This is a genomic window from Streptomyces physcomitrii, assembly GCF_012273655.1.
In the GTDB taxonomy this organism is placed as follows: Bacteria; Actinomycetota; Actinomycetes; order Streptomycetales; family Streptomycetaceae; genus Streptomyces; species Streptomyces physcomitrii.
On sequence record NZ_JAAWWP010000015.1, the window covers coordinates 101640 to 120162 of the forward strand.

An 18523-nucleotide genomic window follows, 5' to 3' on the forward strand; every position below is an offset into this window, starting at 1 on the left:
TCTCTCGGGTGCTAGTCGCGGTTCGCGGTCAGGTGCTCCGCGTGTTCCTGGAGGGAGCGCACTCCGACGTCGCCCTGGTTGAGCGCGTCGATGCCCTGGACGGTGGCCGCGAGCGCCTGGACCGTGGTCAGGCAGGGCACCGAGCGGGCGACCGCGGCGGTACGGATGTCGTAGCCGTCGAGGCGGCCGCCGGTTCCGTAGGGGGTGTTGACGATGAGGTCGATCTCGCCGTCGTGGATGAGCTGGACGATGGTCTTCTCGCCGTTCGGGCCCTCGCCCTCGGAGTGCTTGCGGACCACCTTGGCGTGGATGCCGTTGCGCTTGAGGACCTCGGCGGTGCCGGAGGTGGCGCAGAGCTCGAAGCCGTGGGCGACCAGCTCCCGCGCGGGGAAGATCATCGAGCGCTTGTCCCGGTTGGCGACCGAGATGAAGGCGCGGCCCTTGGTCGGCAGCGGACCGTAGGCGGCGGCCTGCGACTTGGCGTAGGCGGTGCCGAAGACGGAGTCGATGCCCATGACCTCGCCGGTGGAGCGCATCTCCGGGCCGAGCACGGTGTCCACGCCGCGGCCGCGGACGTCGCGGAAGCGCGACCAGGGCATCACGGCCTCCTTCACCGAGATCGGCGCGTCCAGCGGCAGGGTGCCGCCGTCGCCGCTCCTCGGGAGCAGGCCCTCGGCGCGCAATTCGGCGAGGGTGGCGCCGAGCGAGATCCGGGCGGCGGCCTTGGCCAGCGGCACCGCGGTGGCCTTCGAGGTGAAGGGGACGGTGCGCGAGGCGCGCGGATTGGCCTCCAGGACGTAGAGGATGTCCCCGGCCATGGCGAACTGGATGTTGATCAGTCCGCGGACCCCGACGCCCTTGGCGATGGCCTCGGTGGAGGCGCGCAGCCGCTTCACGTCGAAGCCGCCGAGGGTGATCGGGGGCAGCGCGCAGGCCGAGTCGCCGGAGTGGATACCGGCCTCCTCGATGTGCTCCATGACGCCGCCGAGGTAGAGCTCGGTGCCGTCGTAGAGGGCGTCCACGTCGATCTCGATGGCGTCGTCGAGGAAGCGGTCGACCAGGACCGGGCGGCTCGGGCTGATCTCGGTGGACTCGGCGATGTACGCGGCGAGCCGGGCCTCCTCGTAGACGATCTCCATGCCGCGCCCGCCGAGGACGTAGGAGGGGCGCACCAGGACCGGGTAGCCGATCTCGTCGGCGATGGCCTTGGCCTCGGCGAAGGTGGTGGCGGTGCCGTGCTTGGGCGCGGGCAGTCCGGCCTCGGCGAGGACCTGGCCGAAGGCGCCGCGGTCCTCGGCGGCGTGGATGGCCTCCGGCGGGGTGCCGACGACCGGGACGCCGTTGTCCTTGAGCGCCTGGGACAGGCCGAGCGGGGTCTGCCCGCCGAGCTGGACGACGACCCCGGCGAGCGGTCCGGCCAGCGACTCGGCGTGCACGATCTCCAGTACGTCCTCCAGGGTGAGCGGCTCGAAGTAGAGCCGGTCGGAGGTGTCGTAGTCGGTGGAGACGGTCTCCGGGTTGCAGTTGACCATGACGGTCTCGTAGCCCGCCTCGCTCAGCGCGAAGGAGGCGTGCACACAGGAGTAGTCGAACTCGATGCCCTGGCCGATGCGGTTGGGGCCCGAGCCGAGGATGATCACCGCGGGCCGCTCGCGCGGGGCGACCTCGCTCTCCTCGTCGTAGGAGGAGTAGAAGTACGGGGTCTTCGCGGCGAACTCGGCGGCGCAGGTGTCCACGGTCTTGTAGACCGGGCGGATGCCGAGGACGTGCCGTACCTCGCGGACGACGTCCTCGCGCAGCCCGCGGATGCCGGCGATCTGCGCGTCGGAGAAGCCGTGCCGCTTGGCCTCGGCGAGGAGTTCGGGGCCGAGCTTGTCCGCGGCGGCCAGTTCGTCGGCGATCTCCTTGAGCAGGAAGAGCTGGTCGACGAACCAGGGGTCGATCTTGGTCGCCTCGAAGACCTCCTCGGGGGTGGCGCCCGCCCGGATGGCCTGCATGACGGCGTTGATCCGGCCGTCGGTGGGGCGCACCGCCTCGCGCAGCAGGTCCGCCTTGTCGCCGGGGTCGCCGGTGAAGGCGAACTGCGAGCCCGCCTTCTCCAGGGAGCGCAGCGCCTTCTGCAGGGCCTCGGTGAAGTTCCGGCCGATCGCCATGGCCTCGCCCACCGATTTCATGGTGGTGGTGAGGGTGGAGTCGGCCTGCGGGAACTTCTCGAAGGCGAAGCGGGGGGCCTTGACGACGACGTAGTCGAGGGTCGGCTCGAAGGAGGCCGGGGTCTGCTCGGTGATGTCGTTGGGGATCTCGTCGAGGGTGTAGCCGACGGCGAGCTTGGCGGCGATCTTCGCGATCGGGAAGCCGGTCGCCTTGGAGGCGAGCGCGGAGGAGCGGGAGACCCGGGGGTTCATCTCGATGACGATGACCCGGCCGTCCTCCGGGTTGACCGCGAACTGGATGTTGCAGCCGCCGGTGTCGACGCCGACCTCGCGGATCACCGCGATGCCGATGTCGCGCAGGATCTGGTACTCGCGGTCGGTCAGCGTCATCGAGGGGGCGACGGTGATCGAGTCGCCGGTGTGCACGCCCATCGGGTCGAAGTTCTCGATGGAGCAGACGACCACGACGTTGTCGTGCTTGTCGCGCATCAGCTCCAGCTCGTACTCCTTCCAGCCGAGGATGGACTCCTCCAAGAGCACCTCGGTGGTCGGCGAGAGGGTCAGGCCCTGGCCGGCGATGCGGCGCAGCTCCTCCTCGTCGTGCGCGAAGCCGGAGCCGGCGCCGCCCATGGTGAACGAGGGGCGGACGACCACGGGGTAGCCGCCGAGGTGGTCGACGCCCGCGAGGACCTCGTCCATGGTGTGGCAGATCACCGAGCGGGCGGACTCGCCGTGCCCGATCTTGCCGCGGACGGCCTCGACGACCTCCTTGAACAGGTCGCGGTCCTCGCCCTTGTTGATCGCCTCGACATTGGCGCCGATCAGCTCGACGCCGTACTTGTCGAGGGTGCCGTTGCCGTGCAGGGAGATCGCGGTGTTCAGCGCGGTCTGGCCGCCGAGGGTGGGCAGCAGGGCGTCGGGGCGCTCCTTGGCGATGATCTTCTCGACGAACTCCGGGGTGATCGGCTCGACGTAGGTGGCGTCCGCGATCTCCGGGTCGGTCATGATCGTCGCCGGGTTGGAGTTGACCAGGACGACCCGCAGGCCCTCGGACTTCAGAACGCGGCAGGCCTGGGTGCCGGAGTAGTCGAACTCGGCCGCCTGGCCGATCACGATCGGGCCGGAGCCGATCACCAGGACGGACTGGATATCGGTGCGCTTAGGCACGCGAGGCCTCCATCAGGGAAACGAAGCGGTCGAACAGGTACGCGGCGTCGTGCGGACCCGCTGCCGCCTCGGGGTGGTACTGGACGCTGAAGGCCGGCCGGTCGAGGAGCCGGAGCCCCTCCACCACCTCGTCGTTGAGGCAGACGTGCGAGACCTCTGCGCGGCCGAAGGGGGTGTCGAAGGGACCGTCGAGGGGGGCGTCGACGGCGAATCCGTGGTTGTGCGCGGTGACCTCGACCTTGCCGGTGGTGCGGTCCTGGACGGGCTGGTTGATGCCCCGGTGGCCGTACTTGAGCTTGAAGGTGCCGAGCCCGAGGGCGCGGCCGAGGATCTGGTTGCCGAAGCAGATGCCGAACAGCGGGGTGCCGCGCTCCAGGACGCCGCGCATCAGGGCGACCGGGTGCTCGGCGGTGGCGGGGTCGCCGGGGCCGTTGGAGAAGAAGACCCCGTCGGGCCCGGCGGCGTACAGCTCCTCCAGACTCGCGGTGGCGGGCAGCACGCGCACCTCTATGCCGCGCTCGGCCATCCGGTACGGGGTCATGCCCTTGATGCCGAGGTCGACGGCGGCGACGGTGAACTTGCGGGTGCCGTGCGCGGGGACCGTGTAGGCCGTGGCGGTGGCGACCTCGGCGGCGAGGTCGGCGCCCTTCATCTCGGGCGCCTGGCGGACCTCGGCCAGCATGGTGCCCTCGTCGGGCAGCGCGTTGCCGGAGAAGATGCCGACCCGCATGGCGCCGCGTTCGCGCAGGTGCCGGGTGAGGGCGCGGGTGTCCACGCCGCTGATGCCGACGACGCCCTGCGCGGCCAGCTCCTCGTCGAGGGTGCGCCGGGAGCGCCAGTTGGAGGGCTTGCGGGCGGGGTCGCGGACGACATAGCCGGAGACCCAGATCCGCCCGGACTCCGGGTCCTCGTCGTTGACGCCGGTGTTGCCGACGTGCGGAGCGGTCATCACCACGATCTGGCGGTGGTACGAGGGGTCGGTGAGGGTCTCCTGGTAGCCGGTCATGCCGGTGGAGAAGACCGCTTCGCCGAAGGTCTCCCCCACGGCCCCGTAGGCGCGGCCACGGAAGGTGCGGCCGTCCTCCAGGACGAGGACTGCGGGGACCTTCGCGGTCTCCCTGGTGGGGGTGCTCATGGTGTGGCGCCTTCCGTGAGGTACGGGGTGGTGTCGGTGGTGGCCAGGGTGGTGACGGCGGTGACCCAGTCGGCCTGGGCGGCGGAGCGGTCGAGCCGGAAGCCGGAGTCGATCTCCCGCCCGCCGTGCCGCCAGGTGACGATCAGCAGGCCGCCCTCGGTGAGGACCTTGCCCGCGATGCCCTTGTCGAGCCGGGCCCCGCGCAGCCGCCCGCGCGGTACGGAGAAGTCGGCGGCGCCGGGTCGGCGTACGTGCAGCCCCTCGGCGGTGAGGGTCAGCTCCGCCCGGCTCCGGGTGCCCAGGCCGTGCGCGACGATGCGGTCCAGCCAGTGCCCGGCGGTGGTCGAGCCGTGGTAGCGGCCGCTCGCGGTGAGCAGCGGCTCGCCGGGCTCCTCGGGGGCGGCCGGCAGCGGGGGCAGGTCGCCCTGCAGGGTGCCGCGCCACTTCCAGCCCTGGCGCATCAGCCAGTAGAGGAAGGCGACGAACACCGCGAGGCCCACGAGCCAGCCGATCCGGGGGGCCCAGTCGGTGACCTCCGCCGGCTTCTGCGCGGCGGCGAGGGAGGAGAGCTGATGGATCACACGAGTTTCCCGTCTGCGACTGTGGCCCGGCCCCGCAGCCAGGTGTGCGTGACGCGACCCGGCAGCTCACGGCCCTCGTAGGGGGTGTTGCGGCTGCGGGAGGCGAAGCCCGCGGGGTCCACCGCTCCACGGTAGGCCGGATCGACCAGCGTGAGGTTGGCAGGCTCGCCGGGTGAGACGGGGCGTCCCTGGCCGGTCAGGCGGCCGATGGCGGCGGGCCGGAAGGACATCCGCTCGGCGAGCTGGGCCCAGTCGAGCAGCCCGGTGTCGACCATCGTGTGCTGGACCACGGAGAGCGCGGTCTCCAGGCCGACCATGCCCATGGCGGCGGCGGCCCACTCGCAGTCCTTGTCCTCGTGCGGGTGCGGGGCGTGATCGGTGGCCACGCAGTCGATGGTGCCGTCGGCGAGGGCCTCGCGCAGGGCGAGCACGTCCCGCTCGGTGCGCAGCGGCGGGTTGACCTTGTAGACGGGGTCGTAGCTGCGGACCAGTTCGTCGGTGAGCAGCAGGTGGTGCGGGGTGACCTCGGCGGTGACGTTCCAGCCCTTGGACTTGGCCCAGCGCACGATCTCCACCGAGCCCGCGGTGGACAGATGGCAGATGTGCACCCGGGAGCCGACGTGCGCGGCGAGCAGCACATCGCGGGCGATGATCGACTCCTCGGCGACCGCGGGCCAGCCGCCGAGCCCGAGTTCGGCGGAGACGACGCCCTCGTTCATCTGGGCGCCCTCGGTGAGCCGGGGCTCCTGGGCGTGCTGGGCGACCACGCCGTCGAAGGCCTTCACGTACTCCAGGGCGCGGCGCATGATGACCGCGTCGTCCACGCACTTGCCGTCGTCGGAGAAGACGACCACCCCGGCCGCCGAGTCGTGCATGGCGCCCAGCTCGGCGAGCTTCTTGCCCTCCAGGCCGACGGTGACGGCGCCGACGGGCTGCACATCGCAGTAGCCGGACTCCCTGCCGAGCCGCCAGACCTGCTCGACGACGCCCGCGGTGTCGGCCACCGGGAAGGTGTTGGCCATGGCGTGCACCGCGGTGAAGCCGCCGGCGGCCGCGGCCCTGGTGCCGGTGAGCACGGTCTCGGAGTCCTCGCGGCCGGGCTCGCGCAGGTGGGTGTGGAGGTCGACGAGCCCGGGCAGCAGCACCCGGCCCGCGGCGTCGACCACCTCGGCGCCCTCGGCGCTCAGCCCCTCGCCGACGGCCTCGATCCTCTCGCCGTCGATCAGTACGTCCTGCGGGGCGCCGCCGAGCACCTTCGCACCTCGGATCAGGGTCTTGCTCATATCGGTCACTTCTCCTCGGTGGCGGGGGCGGGGGCGGTCTGCTGGGCGGTCTGGTCCTGGCCGCCGAGCAGCAGGTAGAGGACGGCCATCCGGATGGAGACCCCGTTGGCGACCTGCTCGACGACCGTGCAGCGCTCGGAGTCGGCGACCTCGGCGGTGATCTCCATGCCGCGGACCATGGGCCCGGGGTGCATCACGAGGGCGTGTCCGGGCATCCGCGCCATGCGCTCGCCGTCGAGCCCGTACCGCCGCGAGTACTCGCGCTCGGTGGGGAAGAAGGCGGCGTTCATGCGCTCGCGCTGGACGCGCAGCATCATCACGGCGTCGGAGGCGGGCAGCACGCGGTCGAGGTCGTAGGAGACCTCGCAGGGCCAGCTGCCGACGCCGACCGGCAGCAGGGTCGGCGGGGCGACGAGGGTGACCTCGGCACCGAGGGTGTGCAGCAGGTCGACGTTGGAGCGGGCGACCCGGCTGTGCAGGATGTCGCCGACCAGGGTGACCCGCTTGCCCGCGAGGTCCTGGCCGAGCCCGGCGTCCCGGCCGACCAGGCGGCGCCGCATGGTGAAGGCGTCGAGCAGGGCCTGGGTGGGGTGCTGGTGGGTGCCGTCGCCCGCGTTGACCACGGCGGCGTCGATCCAGCCGGAGGTCGCGAGCCGGAAGGGCGCCCCGGAGGCGCCGTGCCGGATGACGACCGCGTCCACGCCCATCGCCTCCAGGGTCTGCGCGGTGTCCTTCAGGGACTCGCCCTTGGAGACCGAGGAGCCCTTGGCGCTGAAGTTGATGACATCCGCGGAGAGCCGCTTCTCGGCGGCCTCGAAGGAGATCCGGGTGCGGGTCGAGTCCTCGAAGAAGAGGTTGACGACGGTACGGCCGCGCAGGGTGGGCAGCTTCTTGATCGGCCGGTCGGCGACCCGGGCCATCTCCTCGGCGGTGTCGAGGATCCGGACGGCGTCGTCCTTGGTGAGGTCGGCGGCCGAGATGAGGTGACGCATCATCGGGAGGGCTCCGTAAGAACGTTCAGGATTTTTCCGGCATGCTCCGCGCAGGGGTGCGCGGCACGGGCCGGTCGGAGTCGGTACGTCGCGGCGAGGGGCGCGCTAGCGCTCGCCGGTCTCTTCCGCGGCGGCCGCGCCGAGCAGGACCGTGTCGCGGCCGTCCTCCTCGGCGAGCTGCACCTTGACCGTCTCGCGCAGCGAGGTGGGCAGGTTCTTGCCCACGTAGTCGGCGCGGATGGGCAGTTCGCGGTGGCCCCGGTCGACGAGGACGGCGAGCTGCACGGCGCGGGGGCGGCCGATGTCGTTCAGGGCGTCGAGGGCGGCCCGGATGGTGCGGCCGGAGAAGAGGACGTCGTCGACGAGGACGACCAGGCGGCCGTCGATGCCCTCGGCGGGGATGTCGGTGCGGGCCAGCGCGCGCGGCGGGCGCATCCGCAGGTCGTCGCGGTACATGGTGATGTCCAGCGAACCGACCGGGATCCGCGCGCCGGTGATCTCCTGGAGCTTGGCGCCGAGCCGCTGGGCGAGGAAGACGCCGCGGGTCGGGATGCCGAGGAGGACCACGTCGCCGGCGCCCTTGGCGCGTTCGACGATCTCGTGGGCGATGCGGGTCAGGACCCGCGCGATGTCCGGGCCCTCCAGTACGGGGCGGGCGGAATCGGGGGCGGAGGCGCGCTGCGAACCGCGCGGCGCACTGCTCTGCGAACTGCTCTGGGCGTCCATACGAAACGGACCTCCTTCTCCGTCTCACAGGACGGTGTTAAAGGACGTCGAAATTGCGCCAGCCATCCTACCAGCAGCGATCGGGTCTCTCCTCACCGGCCGTCCACCCCGGCACACTCTTCCCTCGGAAGGGGCGCTCGGACTCCGTTCGGCTTGACGCATCCAAGTAACGCTGCGTAACCTCACAGTGAGTTACCAGCCGCGCGGCGGAGCCGCACGTCGTTACTGCGTCCGGGGAGCCTTATGTCAAGCGAATACGCCAAGCAGCTCGGGGCCAAGCTCCGCGCCATCCGTACCCAGCAAGGACTTTCCCTCCACGGTGTCGAGGAGAAGTCCCAGGGGCGCTGGAAGGCGGTCGTGGTCGGCTCCTACGAGCGCGGCGACCGCGCGGTCACCGTGCAGCGCCTTGCCGAGCTGGCGGACTTCTACGGGGTCCCGGTGCAGGAGCTGCTGCCCGGCGGCACTCCCGGGGGCGCGGCCGAGCCGCCGCCGAAACTGGTCCTCGACCTGGAGCGCCTCGCGCACGTACCGCCGGAGAAGGCGGGCCCGCTCCAGCGCTATGCGGCGACCATCCAGTCCCAGCGCGGCGACTACAACGGCAAGGTCCTCTCGATCCGCCAGGACGATCTGCGCACCCTCGCGGTGATCTACGACCAGTCGCCCTCGGTGCTGACCGAGCAGCTCATCAGCTGGGGCGTGCTCGACGCGGACGCGCGCCGCGCGGTCGCCACCCACGACGAAAGCTGAGCTTTCGGAAGAAACGTCACATCGAAGGGCGGGCCCGGAATTCCGGACCCGCCCTTCGTCTGTGGTGCTCCCCCGGGCAGGCCGCGAGAGCACCGGAAACGGCTAGTGCGCCTCGTCCCGGCGCAGGCTGGGCTTGAGCTCCTTCAGCCGGCCGAGGAGTCCGTTGACGAAGGACGGCGAGTCGTCCGTCGAGAACTCCTTGGCGAGCTGCACGGCCTCGTCCAGCACCACGGCGTCCGGGGTCTCGTCGACCCAGAGCAGCTCGTACGCCCCGATCCGCAGGATGTTGCGGTCGACGACGGGCATCCGGTCCAGCGTCCAGCCGACCGCGTACTGCGCGATCAGCTCGTCGATCCGGGCGGCGCGCTCGGCGTAGCCCGCGACCAGCTCCCTGGCGTACTCGCTGACCGGCGGCTGCCGGGTGTCGGAGCGCGCGTGCCGGATCCAGTCGGCGAGCACCGTCAGGACGTCGGTGTCGCGCTGATCGGACTCGAAGAGGATCTGGAAGGCGCGCTTGCGGGCCGTATTGCGGGCAGCCACGGTTAGCTGTTCACCCGGCCGAGGTAGTCGCTCGAACGGGTGTCGACCTTGATCTTCTCGCCGGTGGTGATGAAGAGCGGCACCTGGATCTGGTGGCCGGTCTCCAGGGTGGCGGGCTTGGTGCCACCGGTGGAGCGGTCGCCCTGGACGCCCGGCTCGGTCTCCTGGATGACGAGCTCGACGGCGGCGGGCAGCTCGACGAAGAGCACCTCGCCCTCGTGCTGCGCGACGGTGGCGGTGAAGCCCTCGATCAGGAAGTTGGCGGCGTCGCCGACGGACTTGCGGTCGACGTGCAGCTGGTCGTAGGTCTCCATGTCCATGAAGACGAAGTAGTCGCCGTCCATGTAGGAGAACTGCATGTCGCGCTTGTCGACAGTGGCCGTCTCGACCTTGACGCCGGCGTTGAAGGTCTTGTCGACGACCTTGCCGGAGAGCACGTTCTTGAGCTTGGTGCGCACGAAGGCCGGGCCCTTGCCGGGCTTGACGTGCTGGAACTCGACGACGGACCAGAGCTGGCCTCCGTCGAGCTTGAGCACCATGCCGTTCTTGAGGTCGTTCGTGGAAGCCACGGTTGCGGAATCTCCTGGACTGACGCGATGGACGACAAAGGCCCCGCCTCAGAGCGCGAGCAATTCCTTTGTCGTGATGGTGAGTAGCTCGGGTCCGCCGTCCGCCTCGGGGCGCACGACGAGCGTGTCATCGATCCGGACCCCGCCCCGGCCCGGGAGGTGGACCCCCGGTTCGACGGTGACCGGCACACAAGCGTCCAGTTTACCCATGGCCGCGGGGCCGAGCCGCGGGTCCTCGTCGATTTCGAGTCCGACCCCGTGTCCGGTGCGCGGCGCGAGGCCCTCGGTGTACCCGGCGGAGTCGAGCACCCCGCGGGTCACCCGGTCCACATCGCGGCAGGCGGCGCCCGGGGCGAGGGTCTCCCGGCCGGCCCGCTGGGCGGCGAAGACCACCTCGTACAGCTCGATCTGCCAGGGGGCGGGCGAGGTCCCGATGACGAAGGTGCGGCCGACCTCGCAGCGGTAGCCGCGGTAGGAGGCGCCGAGGCAGACGGAGAGGAAGTCGCCCTCCTCGACCCGGCGGTCGGTGGGCCGGTGCGCGGGCATGCCCGAGTGCGGGCCGGTGCCCACCGAGGTCGGGAAGGCCGCGCCCTCGGCGCCGTGGTCGACCAGGCGGCGCTCCAGTTCGAGGGCGAGGTGCCGCTCGGTGCGGCCGACGAGGATCGACTCCAGGAGTTCGCTCAGCGCCTGGTCGGCGATCTCGGCGGCGATGCGCAGACAGGAGATCTCCTCCTCGTCCTTGACCAGGCGCAGCCGCTCGACGGCGCCGCCGAGGTCGGCGAGGCCGAGCCGGGGCGCGACCTGGGAGAGGGCGCGGTGCCGGGCGACCGTCAGATGGTCCTCCTCGACGGCGAGCGACCTGGCACCGTCCGCGCCCTCGCCGACCAGGAGTTCGGCCGCCGCGACCGCGGCGTCCGCGCCGGGCGCCGCGAGCACGTGCAGCCGCAGGCTCTCGTCGGGCCGCCCCGTCTCGCCCTGGGCGCCCGGGGCCTCGGGGCACAGCAGCACGTCCTCCTTGCCGCCGAGCAGGACCGCGGCGCCGCTCGGGGCCGCCCCCGCGAGATAGCGGACGTTGGCCGGGCGCGAGACCAGGGCGGCTCCGCTGCCCGTCGCCGTGCAGTGATCCCTCAGCCGCTCGCGGCGGGCCGCGTACACCTCTGACATGAACCGAGCGTACGAGCGGGGCGCCCGCCCGGCTTTCCGGGCGCGTCCGACCGGACGAAGCCGGGAGCGCCCCGGTGGCCCGCTACTCCCCCGGGCCGCGGCTCACCACTGGGGCGGGCTGGTGAGGGCGCGGGCGAGGACCTCGTCGAGTGCCTGGGCGGTGGCGGAGACGTCCAGCTGGGAGTTGTCGATGATCGGCAGCCCGGAGCCGTACCAGCCGGCCATCCGGCCGTGGATGCCCGCGACCTCCTCGTCGGAGAGCCGCCGGTTGCCGCTGCGCTGGGCGTTGCGCTCCAGGACGACCTCCAGGCCCGGCAGCAGGACCACCGGCAGCAGCCCCGGGCCCACGTGCCGCTTCCACCCGCCGAGGCCGATCACCGGGCGGTCCGGGAAGACGGCGTCGTCGAGGATGCAGGAGATGCCGTTGGCGAGGAAGTTGCGGGCGGCGAATCCGCAGGTGCGGCGCGCGAGCCGGTACTGCGCCTCGGAGTTGTCGTTCCACCCGGTCTGCGGGTCGGCGAAGCCGGAGCGCACCCACTCCCGTACGTCGTCCAGGCTGATGTGCGCGGTGGGCACCCGGCGCCGGTCCGCCCAGAACTTCGCCACGCTGGTCTTGCCGGCACCGGCCGGGCCGATGAGCAGCACGGCGAGGGTGACGTCGGCGGCTCCGGAGGCGTCGACCGCGGGCGGCGGGGTGGGCATGGCCACCGGGGCGCCGGGCGGGAGCTGGATGTGCCCGGTGGTCTCCGGGGACGGCTGGCCGCCGTGCGGCTGCGCGGGCGCGGGGTGCGCGGCGGCGGGCGGGGGCGGCGCGGGTGCCGGAGGCGGAGGCGGCGCGGGTGCGGGGGGCGGTACGGGTTCGGCCGCCGCGGGGCGCGGGTGCTCCGGCGCGGGGGTGTCCGGCACGGGCGGCACGGGGCCGGGCGCGGAGGGCGGTACGGCTCCGGGCGCGGGCGGCACGGGGCCGGGTGCCGGAGGCGGTAGGGGCCCGGGTGCCGGAGGCGGTACGGCTCCGGGTGCGCGGGGCGGCACCGGGGCGGGCGGGGGTGCGGCTCCCGGGGCGGGGGGTCCCGGCTGAGGGGCGGCGCCGGGGACGGGGCCGCCGCGTACGGCGCGCATGCCGAGGGGGACCGTGGGCGGCTCGTTGGCCGCGAGGTGCGCGCCCCCGCGGTGGCCGGCCCGGGCGGTCGGCCCCGGCGCTCCCGGCGGCGGCAGCGGTGATCCACCTGCGTGCTGCATCCCGTGCCACTCCGTCTCGTACAGGCAACTGGCTTGGGGTGTACGGGTGTTGAGCAGCCCGCTTCCCCGCGGTGCGGCGCGGGAACCCCGACGAACGGTACCTTCCCCGCCCGGCGAAGAGTGAACGGCCCCGGGGCGCGCAAAGTGCCCGGCATCCGCGCCGGGGCGCACTCCGGCCTGTGGAAAAGGCCACGTCCGAGGGGCGGAACCGGGGCGGCCGTCTCCCCGTCCGCGCCCGGCCGCACGGCATGGCGGTGCCCCGGCGTCGGTGGACGCCGGGGCACCGTCGAAGGCAGGGAGGGGCCGCGCTACTCGGCCACCTCGCCGTAGGCCGCGAGGAGCACGGCCGGGTCGGGGCCTTCGAGGACCGCGGGCTTGGCGAGGCCGTCGAGGACGATGAAGCGCAGCAGGTCGCCGCGGGACTTCTTGTCGACCTTCATGGTCTCCAGGAGCTTCGGCCACTGGTCGCCGCGGTAGTGCAGCGGCAGGCCCACGGACTGCAGGACGGCGCGGTGCCGGTCGGCGGTGGCGTCGTCGAGGCGGCCGGCGAGCCTGCCCAGCTCCGCCGCGAAGTGCATGCCGACCGAGACCGCGGCACCGTGCCGCCACCGGTAGCGCTCGTTCTTCTCGATGGCGTGCGCCAGGGTGTGCCCGTAGTTGAGGATCTCCCGCAGCCCGGACTCCTTGAGGTCGCCGGAGACCACCTCTGCCTTGACCCGGATCGAGCGCTCGATCAGCTCCCCGGTGTGCGGACCGGCCGGGCTCCGCGCCGCCCCGGGGTCGGACTCGATCAGCTCCAGGATCACCGGGTCCGCGATGAACCCGGCCTTGATGATCTCGGCGAGCCCGGAGACGTAGTCGTCGGCCGGCAGCGAGTCCAGCGCGGCCAGGTCGCACAGGACCCCGGCCGGGGGGTGGAAGGAGCCGACGAGGTTCTTGCCCTCGGCGGTGTTGATGCCGGTCTTGCCGCCGACCGCGGCGTCGACCATGCCGAGCACGGTGGTCGGTACGGCGACCCAGCGCACCCCGCGCAGCCAGGTCGCGGCGACGAAACCGGCCAGATCGGTGGTGGCGCCACCGCCGACGCCCACGATCACATCGCTGCGGGTGAAGCCGGACTGGCCGAGCGCCTTCCAGCAGTAGGCGGCGACCTCGGCGGTCTTCGCCTCCTCGGCGTTCGGCACCTGAATGGCGATCGCCTCGTAGCCCTGCTCGGCGAGATCGGCGCGGATGCCCTCCCCGGTCCCGGCGAGGGCCTCGGGGTGGATGACCGCGAGGCGCTTGACGCCGTCACCGATCAAGGAGGGGAGTTCACCGAGGAGGCGGCGGCCGATGACCACCTCGTAGGCCTCGGTGCCCGCGGAGGCGCCGACCTCGATACGGATCGGGGGCTGGTTGCTCATGGCGTCTCCTGCCGGGGTTCCTGGGGCGCGGGCCCGGGGGCGGCGATCAGGTCCAGGGCGTCGAGGACGGCCTGGGCGACCTCCTCGGGGGTGCGGCCGCCGGTGGTGATCTCGGCGGTGGCGACCTCGGTGTAGAGGGGGCGCCGCTCCTCCATCAGCTCCCGCCACTGCTTGCGCGGGTTGACGGCGAGCAGCGGGCGGGCGACGCCGAGGCCGGTGCGCCGTACGGCCTCCTCGACGTCCATCGAGAGGTAGACGACGGGGCGTTCGGCGAGGAGTTCCCTGGTCGAGGCATCGAGGATCGCACCGCCGCCGAGGGCGAGGACCCCGGTGTGCTCGGAGACCGCGTTGCGCACCGCCTCGCGCTCCACGGCCCGGAAGTAGGGCTCGCCGGAGTCCACGAAGATGTCCGCGATCGGCCGCTTCTCCTCGGCGACGATGTCCGCGTCGGTGTCCCGGTAGCCGGTGCCGAGGCGCTGGGCGAGCAGCTCGCCCACGGTCGACTTGCCGACCCCCATCGGTCCGACGAGGACGAGCACGGGTCCGGTCACGGCGTTCACCGGATCCGCAGGTTGTCGAGGTAGGAGCGGACGTTGCGCCGGGTCTCGCCGACGCTGTCGCCCCCGAACTTCTCCGCCACGGCGTCGGCGAGCACCAGGGCCACCATCGCCTCGGCGACGATCCCGGCCGCGGGCACCGCGCAGACGTCGGAGCGCTGGTGGTGCGCGCTGGTGGCCTCACCGGTCTTCACGTCGACGGTGGCGAGCGCGCGCGGCACGGTCGCGATCGGCTTCATCGCGGCGCGCACCCGCAGGAGTTCACCGGTGGTGAGCCCGCCCTCGGTGCCGCCGGAGCGGCCGGAGGAGCGGCGGATGCCGTCGGCGGTGCGGACGATCTCGTCGTGCGCCCGGGAGCCGGGTACCCGGGCGAGGTCGAAGCCGTCGCCGACCTCGACGCCCTTGATCGCCTGGATGCCCATCAGCGCGGCGGCGAGCCGGGCGTCCAGGCGCCGGTCCCAGTGGACGTGCGAGCCGAGCCCGACCGGCACCTCGTAGGCGAGGACCTCGACGACGCCGCCGAGGGTGTCGCCGTCCTTGTGGGCCTGGTCGATCTCGGCCACCATCGCCTTGCTCGCGTCGGCGTCCAGGCAGCGCACCGGGTCGGCGTCCAGCTTCTCCACATCGGCCGGGACCGGGAGCACTCCGTACGGGGCCTTGGCGCTCGCCAGCTCGACCACGTGCGAGACGATCTCGATGCCCGCCGTCTCCTTCAGGTACGAGCGGGCCACCGCGCCGAGCGCCACCCGGGCCGCGGTCTCCCGGGCCGAGGCGCGCTCCAGGACCGGGCGGGCCTCCTCGAAGTCGTACTTCTGCATTCCGGCGAGGTCTGCGTGGCCGGGGCGGGGCCGGGTGAGGGGCTCGTTGCGGGCGAGGGAGGCCAGTTCGTCCGGGTCGACCGGGTCGGCGGCCATCACCTTCTCCCACTTGGGCCACTCGGTGTTGCCGACCATGACGGCGACCGGCGAGCCGAGGGTGAGCCCGTGGCGTACGCCGCCGAGGAAGGTCACCTCGTCGCGCTCGAACTTCATCCGGGCACCGCGGCCGTAGCCGAGCCGCCGCCGGGCGAGGTGGTCGGCCACCATGTCCGTGGTGATCGGCACGCCGGCGGGAAGTCCCTCCAGCGTCGCGACCAGTGCGGGGCCGTGCGACTCCCCCGCGGTCAGCCAGCGCAACCTGCTCAACGGTGCTCCTCATGCTCGCGACTGGAACTGCGGCAGGGCCCTACCCGGTGCGCGGCCCGGGCCCGCCGCCTCGATCCTCCCACGTCCCGGGGGTGGATCAGGCCGCCGGTCCATCTGGCGGACCGGGCGCCGCCCCGGGGTGCGGCGGCCTCGCGGCGGCCTTCCCGAGCGCGGGTTCAGCGCGCCGCGAGGGCCGCCTCGCCCGCCGCGCGCATGGCCGCGAGCGGTGCCCCGGCGCGGCCGGTCATCTGCTCGACCTGGAGCACCGCCTGGTGCACGAGCAGGTCGAGACCGCCGACCACGGCGCCGCCGCCCGTCGACCAGCGGGCGGCCAGGGTGGTCGGCCAGGGCTCGTAGAGCACGTCGAAGAGGATGCCCGGCGCGGCGGGCACGGCCGCCGCGAGCGCGTCGGTGGCCCCGGCCGGGGTGGTGGTGATCACCAGCGGCGCGCCGAGCGCCCGGTGGGCGTCGGCCCAGTCGGCGGTGCGGACCGCGACGCCGAGGCGGCGGCCCCATTCGCGCATCTCGGCCGCCCGCTCCTCGCTGCGGACGTAGGCCACCACCTCGCCCGCGCAGACCTGGGCGAGCGCGGCGAGGGCCGAGGAGGCGGTGGCGCCCGCGCCGAGCACCGCGGCGCTGTCCACCTTCTCCACTCCGCGTTCCCGCAGCGCGGCGACCATGCCGGGGATGTCGGTGTTGTCGCCGCGGCGCCTGCCGTCCGCGCCGAAAACCACCGTGTTGACCGCCTCGACCGAGGCCGCGGTCTCGCTGACCTCGTCGAGCAGCGGGATGACGGCGCGCTTGAGCGGCATGGTGAGCGAGAGCCCCGCCCACTCCGCGGTGCGCCCGGCCAGGAACTCCGCGAGCCCTGCCTCGTCCACCTCGAAGCGCTCGTACGTCCAGTCGTCCAGGCCGAGTTCCGCGTAGGCGGCGCGGTGCAGGACCGGCGAGAGGGAGTGGGCGATCGGGGAACCGAGCACCGCGGCCCGCCGACGGGTCATTCGCACTTGCCTTCCTTGCGGGCCTTGTTGAATTCCGCCACGTACTTCTCGTGCTCCTTGAGCGTCTTCGAGAAGGTGGTGGTCTTGCAGTCGATGGAGATGAAGAACATCCAGCCCCCGGAATCCGGCTCGATCGCCGCCTTCAGCGCGTCCTCCCCGGGATTGCCGATCGGCCCCGGCGTGAGTCCCCGGTAGAAGTACGTGTTGTACGGATCGTCGTAGGACCGGATCTCGCCGGTCGGGATGTCGATATTGCTCTTGTTCTTCAGGTAGTTGTACGTGGAGTCGAATTCGAGCTTCTGGTTGGTGACCGTATTGCTCGGCTTCAGGCGGTTGTAGACGACGGCGGCCATCCGGCGGAAGTCCTCGTGGGTGATGCCCTCGGCCTGGACCAGGCTGGCGACCGTGACCAGCTGCAAGGGGTCCTTGAGGTCCAGTTCCTCCGCCTCGGCCGCCAGGTCGTACTTCGCGTATTCGCTGTCGGCCCGCTTGACCATGCGCTCCAGGACGTCGGCGGGCTTCATGCTCTTGTCCACCGGATAGCTGGCCGGATAGAGGAAGCCTTCGAGCGGGTCCTTCCGCTTGCCGGCGTTCTCCGCCCATTTCGGCAGTCCGAGCGAGCGCCATTCCGTCTTGGCGACCTTCTGCGTGGTGCCGCCCGCTATGCCGAGCCGTTTGTCGATCTCCGCGTAGATCTGCGTATTGCGGCGGCCCTCGCCGATGATCAGCGCATTGCGGCTCTTCGGGTCCAGCATGAGCGTGACGGCGCTCTTGCCCGACATCTGCTCGCGCAGGGTGTAGAAACCGTGCTGGATGCGCTGGCCGTCCGGATTGTCGCCCTGGGCGTCGACAAAGGCCTGGACGCTCTTGACGATGCCCTTCTTCTTCAGGGCCTGTCCTATGTCGTAGCCGCTGGCGCCCGCCGGGATCTCCACCGAGACGGTGCCGCTGCCCTCGCCCGAGTAGTCCGGGGCCGGGCCGAAGCGGTCCTGGTAGAACTGGTAGCCGAAATAGCCACCGCCGCCGATCACCCCGGCGAGCAGCACGGTGGCCACCATGCAGGACAGGCCGCTGCGGCTCTTCTTGCCGCCGCCACCGCCGCCGCCCCGCCGCGCGGACCGGCCGCGCCGCCCCGCGCGCCCCTCTTCGAAGTCCTCGTCGTCCTCGTCGCCGCCCGCGAAGAAGGCGTGCTCGCCCTGGTCCGGACCGGGATCCCAGCCGGAGCCGGGACCGTCCGCCCCGGGGCGGGAGGCGGCCTCCGGCTGCGGGGGCCTGCGGCCGCCCTGCCCGGGCTGCGGCTCCTGGGGGGCGGCACCCTGCGGGCGGGTCTGCTGCCCCTGCCCCGCGGGGTCGCCGTAGTGGTCACCGGGGGCCCCGCCCTGCGGATGGCCGCCCTGACCGCCGGGACCTCCGTACGGGTCCTGCCCGCCGTACGAGTCCTGACCGCCGCGCGGATCGCGACCGGCGTACGGGTCCTGACCGCTGTACGGGTCCTGGCCGCCGTACGGATCCACCGGCACACCGGAGCCGTAACCGCCCTGGCCGCCCTGTGCCTGCGCGCCGCCGTCCCAGCCGGACTCGTACTGCCCGGTGCCGTAGGGCTGCTGCCCCCCGTAGGACGGGTCGCCTCCGCCGTAGGGCTGCTGACCGGTGTCGTAGTGCCCGGAGCCGTAGGGCTGCTGCGGGTGCTGACCGGTGTCGTACGGCTGCTGGTGGCCCGGGTCGTACGACTGCTGCGGGTGCCGGCCCGGGTCGTAGGGCTGCTGACCGGTGCCGTACTGCTGCCGGCCGTAGCCCTCGTGGGTGCCGTGGGTGCCCGTGTCGTAGGGCTGCTGGTACTGGCCGGTGCCGTACGGGTCGCCGGAGGCGTAGGGGTCCTGGCCGTAGGCGGGGTCGGGGGCGCCGTGCTGCCAGCTCTCGTACTGCTGCGGGGACTGGTCGCCGTAGGCGGGGCCCTGGCCCTCGGCCTGCTGGCCGCGGTATCCGTCCCCGTAGAGCGGGTCGTCCGGATGCCACGGATCGGGGCCCGGGCCCCGGCCATACTCAGTCATCGATCCCCTAGAGCCGCGAGGCGCGCCGCGT

The 18523-nt window shown here is 72.6% G+C and carries 16 protein-coding genes; 1 reads left to right on the forward strand and 15 read right to left on the reverse strand.

Translation table 11 applies throughout. The features are described 5' to 3' along the window. Window positions 1-11: 11 nt before the first annotated feature. From carB to pyrR, 6 genes are all read right to left on the reverse strand, one after another. Complete coding sequence (gene carB, locus HFV08_RS22535; protein WP_168541815.1) at window positions 12-3320, reverse strand: carbamoyl-phosphate synthase large subunit; 3309 nt, start codon at window positions 3318-3320, stop codon at window positions 12-14. Continuing rightward, the gene (gene carA, locus HFV08_RS22540) at window positions 3313-4455 is read right to left on the reverse strand and encodes a glutamine-hydrolyzing carbamoyl-phosphate synthase small subunit (protein WP_168541817.1); all 1143 of its coding nucleotides are present in this window, start codon (window positions 4453-4455) and stop codon (window positions 3313-3315) included. The genes carB and carA overlap by 8 nt, the downstream gene beginning before the upstream one ends. Then, the gene (locus tag HFV08_RS22545) at window positions 4452-5036 is read right to left on the reverse strand and encodes a PH-like domain-containing protein (RefSeq protein WP_168541818.1); all 585 of its coding nucleotides are present in this window, start codon (window positions 5034-5036) and stop codon (window positions 4452-4454) included. Before HFV08_RS22545 ends, carA begins: the two co-directional genes overlap by 4 nt. After that, a complete protein-coding gene (locus tag HFV08_RS22550) occupies window positions 5033-6319 on the reverse strand; it encodes a dihydroorotase (RefSeq protein WP_168541820.1) in 1287 nt (428 codons plus the stop codon). The genes HFV08_RS22545 and HFV08_RS22550 overlap by 4 nt, the downstream gene beginning before the upstream one ends. 5 nt (window positions 6320-6324) lie before the next feature. Then, complete coding sequence (locus HFV08_RS22555) at window positions 6325-7314, reverse strand: aspartate carbamoyltransferase catalytic subunit (RefSeq protein WP_168541821.1); 990 nt, start codon at window positions 7312-7314, stop codon at window positions 6325-6327. Between the two features lie 102 nt (window positions 7315-7416). Then, window positions 7417-8037, reverse strand: coding sequence for a bifunctional pyr operon transcriptional regulator/uracil phosphoribosyltransferase PyrR (pyrR, locus tag HFV08_RS22560; protein WP_168541823.1), 621 nt, complete (start codon window positions 8035-8037; stop codon window positions 7417-7419). Window positions 8038-8280: 243 nt separating this feature from the next. Between pyrR and bldD the strand changes: the two genes are divergently transcribed. After that, on the forward strand, window positions 8281-8784 hold the full coding sequence (gene bldD, locus HFV08_RS22565; RefSeq protein WP_040255100.1) for a transcriptional regulator BldD: 504 nt from the start codon (window positions 8281-8283) through the stop codon (window positions 8782-8784). 102 nt (window positions 8785-8886) lie between these two features. On the opposite strand, the gene nusB is transcribed toward bldD, so the two are convergent. The 9 genes from nusB to mltG form a co-directional block, all read right to left on the reverse strand. Then, entirely contained in the window at window positions 8887-9324 is a 438-nt protein-coding gene (gene nusB / locus HFV08_RS22570) for a transcription antitermination factor NusB (RefSeq protein ID WP_168541825.1), read from the reverse strand. A gap of 2 nt (window positions 9325-9326) precedes the next feature. Beyond that, window positions 9327-9893: an elongation factor P gene (efp, locus tag HFV08_RS22575; RefSeq protein WP_040255098.1), complete on the reverse strand. Its 567-nt coding sequence runs from the start codon at window positions 9891-9893 to the stop codon at window positions 9327-9329. 48 nt (window positions 9894-9941) lie between these two features. Then, window positions 9942-11057 carry an aminopeptidase P family protein gene (locus HFV08_RS22580; protein ID WP_168541826.1) on the reverse strand — a complete coding sequence of 372 codons (1116 nt, stop codon included), beginning with the start codon at window positions 11055-11057 and terminating at the stop codon, window positions 9942-9944. 102 nt (window positions 11058-11159) lie between these two features. Continuing rightward, complete coding sequence (locus tag HFV08_RS22585; RefSeq protein WP_312885787.1) at window positions 11160-11963, reverse strand: AAA family ATPase; 804 nt, start codon at window positions 11961-11963, stop codon at window positions 11160-11162. A 641-nt stretch (window positions 11964-12604) separates the two neighbouring features. Further along, window positions 12605-13699 carry a 3-dehydroquinate synthase gene (aroB, locus tag HFV08_RS22590; protein ID WP_168541827.1) on the reverse strand — a complete coding sequence of 365 codons (1095 nt, stop codon included), beginning with the start codon at window positions 13697-13699 and terminating at the stop codon, window positions 12605-12607. Further along, window positions 13696-14250, reverse strand: a complete 555-nt coding sequence (locus tag HFV08_RS22595; protein WP_312885788.1) for a shikimate kinase — start codon at window positions 14248-14250, stop codon at window positions 13696-13698. The genes aroB and HFV08_RS22595 overlap by 4 nt, the downstream gene beginning before the upstream one ends. Window positions 14251-14255: 5 nt before the next feature. Next, a complete protein-coding gene (gene aroC, locus HFV08_RS22600) occupies window positions 14256-15440 on the reverse strand; it encodes a chorismate synthase (RefSeq protein ID WP_168541828.1) in 1185 nt (394 codons plus the stop codon). A 176-nt stretch (window positions 15441-15616) separates the two neighbouring features. After that, window positions 15617-16441, reverse strand: a complete 825-nt coding sequence (locus HFV08_RS22605) for a shikimate dehydrogenase (protein WP_210430649.1) — start codon at window positions 16439-16441, stop codon at window positions 15617-15619. Continuing rightward, window positions 16438-18492: an endolytic transglycosylase MltG gene (gene mltG / locus HFV08_RS22610; protein WP_168541831.1), complete on the reverse strand. Its 2055-nt coding sequence runs from the start codon at window positions 18490-18492 to the stop codon at window positions 16438-16440. The genes HFV08_RS22605 and mltG overlap by 4 nt, the downstream gene beginning before the upstream one ends. Between the last annotated feature and the right edge of the window lie 31 nt (window positions 18493-18523).

Bases quoted from the DNA above. Each gene is read 5' to 3' on its own strand.
- HFV08_RS22550 (WP_168541820.1), bottom strand. From the start codon at position 6,319: ATGAGCAAGACCCTGATCCGAGGTGCGAAGGTGCTCGGCGGCGCCCCG.
- HFV08_RS22580 (WP_168541826.1), bottom strand. From the start codon at position 11,057: ATGTCAGAGGTGTACGCGGCCCGCCGCGAGCGGCTGAGGGATCACTGC.
- carA (WP_168541817.1), bottom strand. From the start codon at position 4,455: ATGAGCACCCCCACCAGGGAGACCGCGAAGGTCCCCGCAGTCCTCGTC.
- HFV08_RS22605 (WP_210430649.1), bottom strand. From the start codon at position 16,441: ATGACCCGTCGGCGGGCCGCGGTGCTCGGTTCCCCGATCGCCCACTCC.
- HFV08_RS22555 (WP_168541821.1), bottom strand. From the start codon at position 7,314: ATGATGCGTCACCTCATCTCGGCCGCCGACCTCACCAAGGACGACGCC.
- aroB (WP_168541827.1), bottom strand. From the start codon at position 13,699: ATGAGCAACCAGCCCCCGATCCGTATCGAGGTCGGCGCCTCCGCGGGC.
- mltG (WP_168541831.1), bottom strand. From the start codon at position 18,492: ATGACTGAGTATGGCCGGGGCCCGGGCCCCGATCCGTGGCATCCGGAC.
- pyrR (WP_168541823.1), bottom strand. From the start codon at position 8,037: ATGGACGCCCAGAGCAGTTCGCAGAGCAGTGCGCCGCGCGGTTCGCAG.
- bldD (WP_040255100.1), top strand. From the start codon at position 8,281: ATGTCAAGCGAATACGCCAAGCAGCTCGGGGCCAAGCTCCGCGCCATC.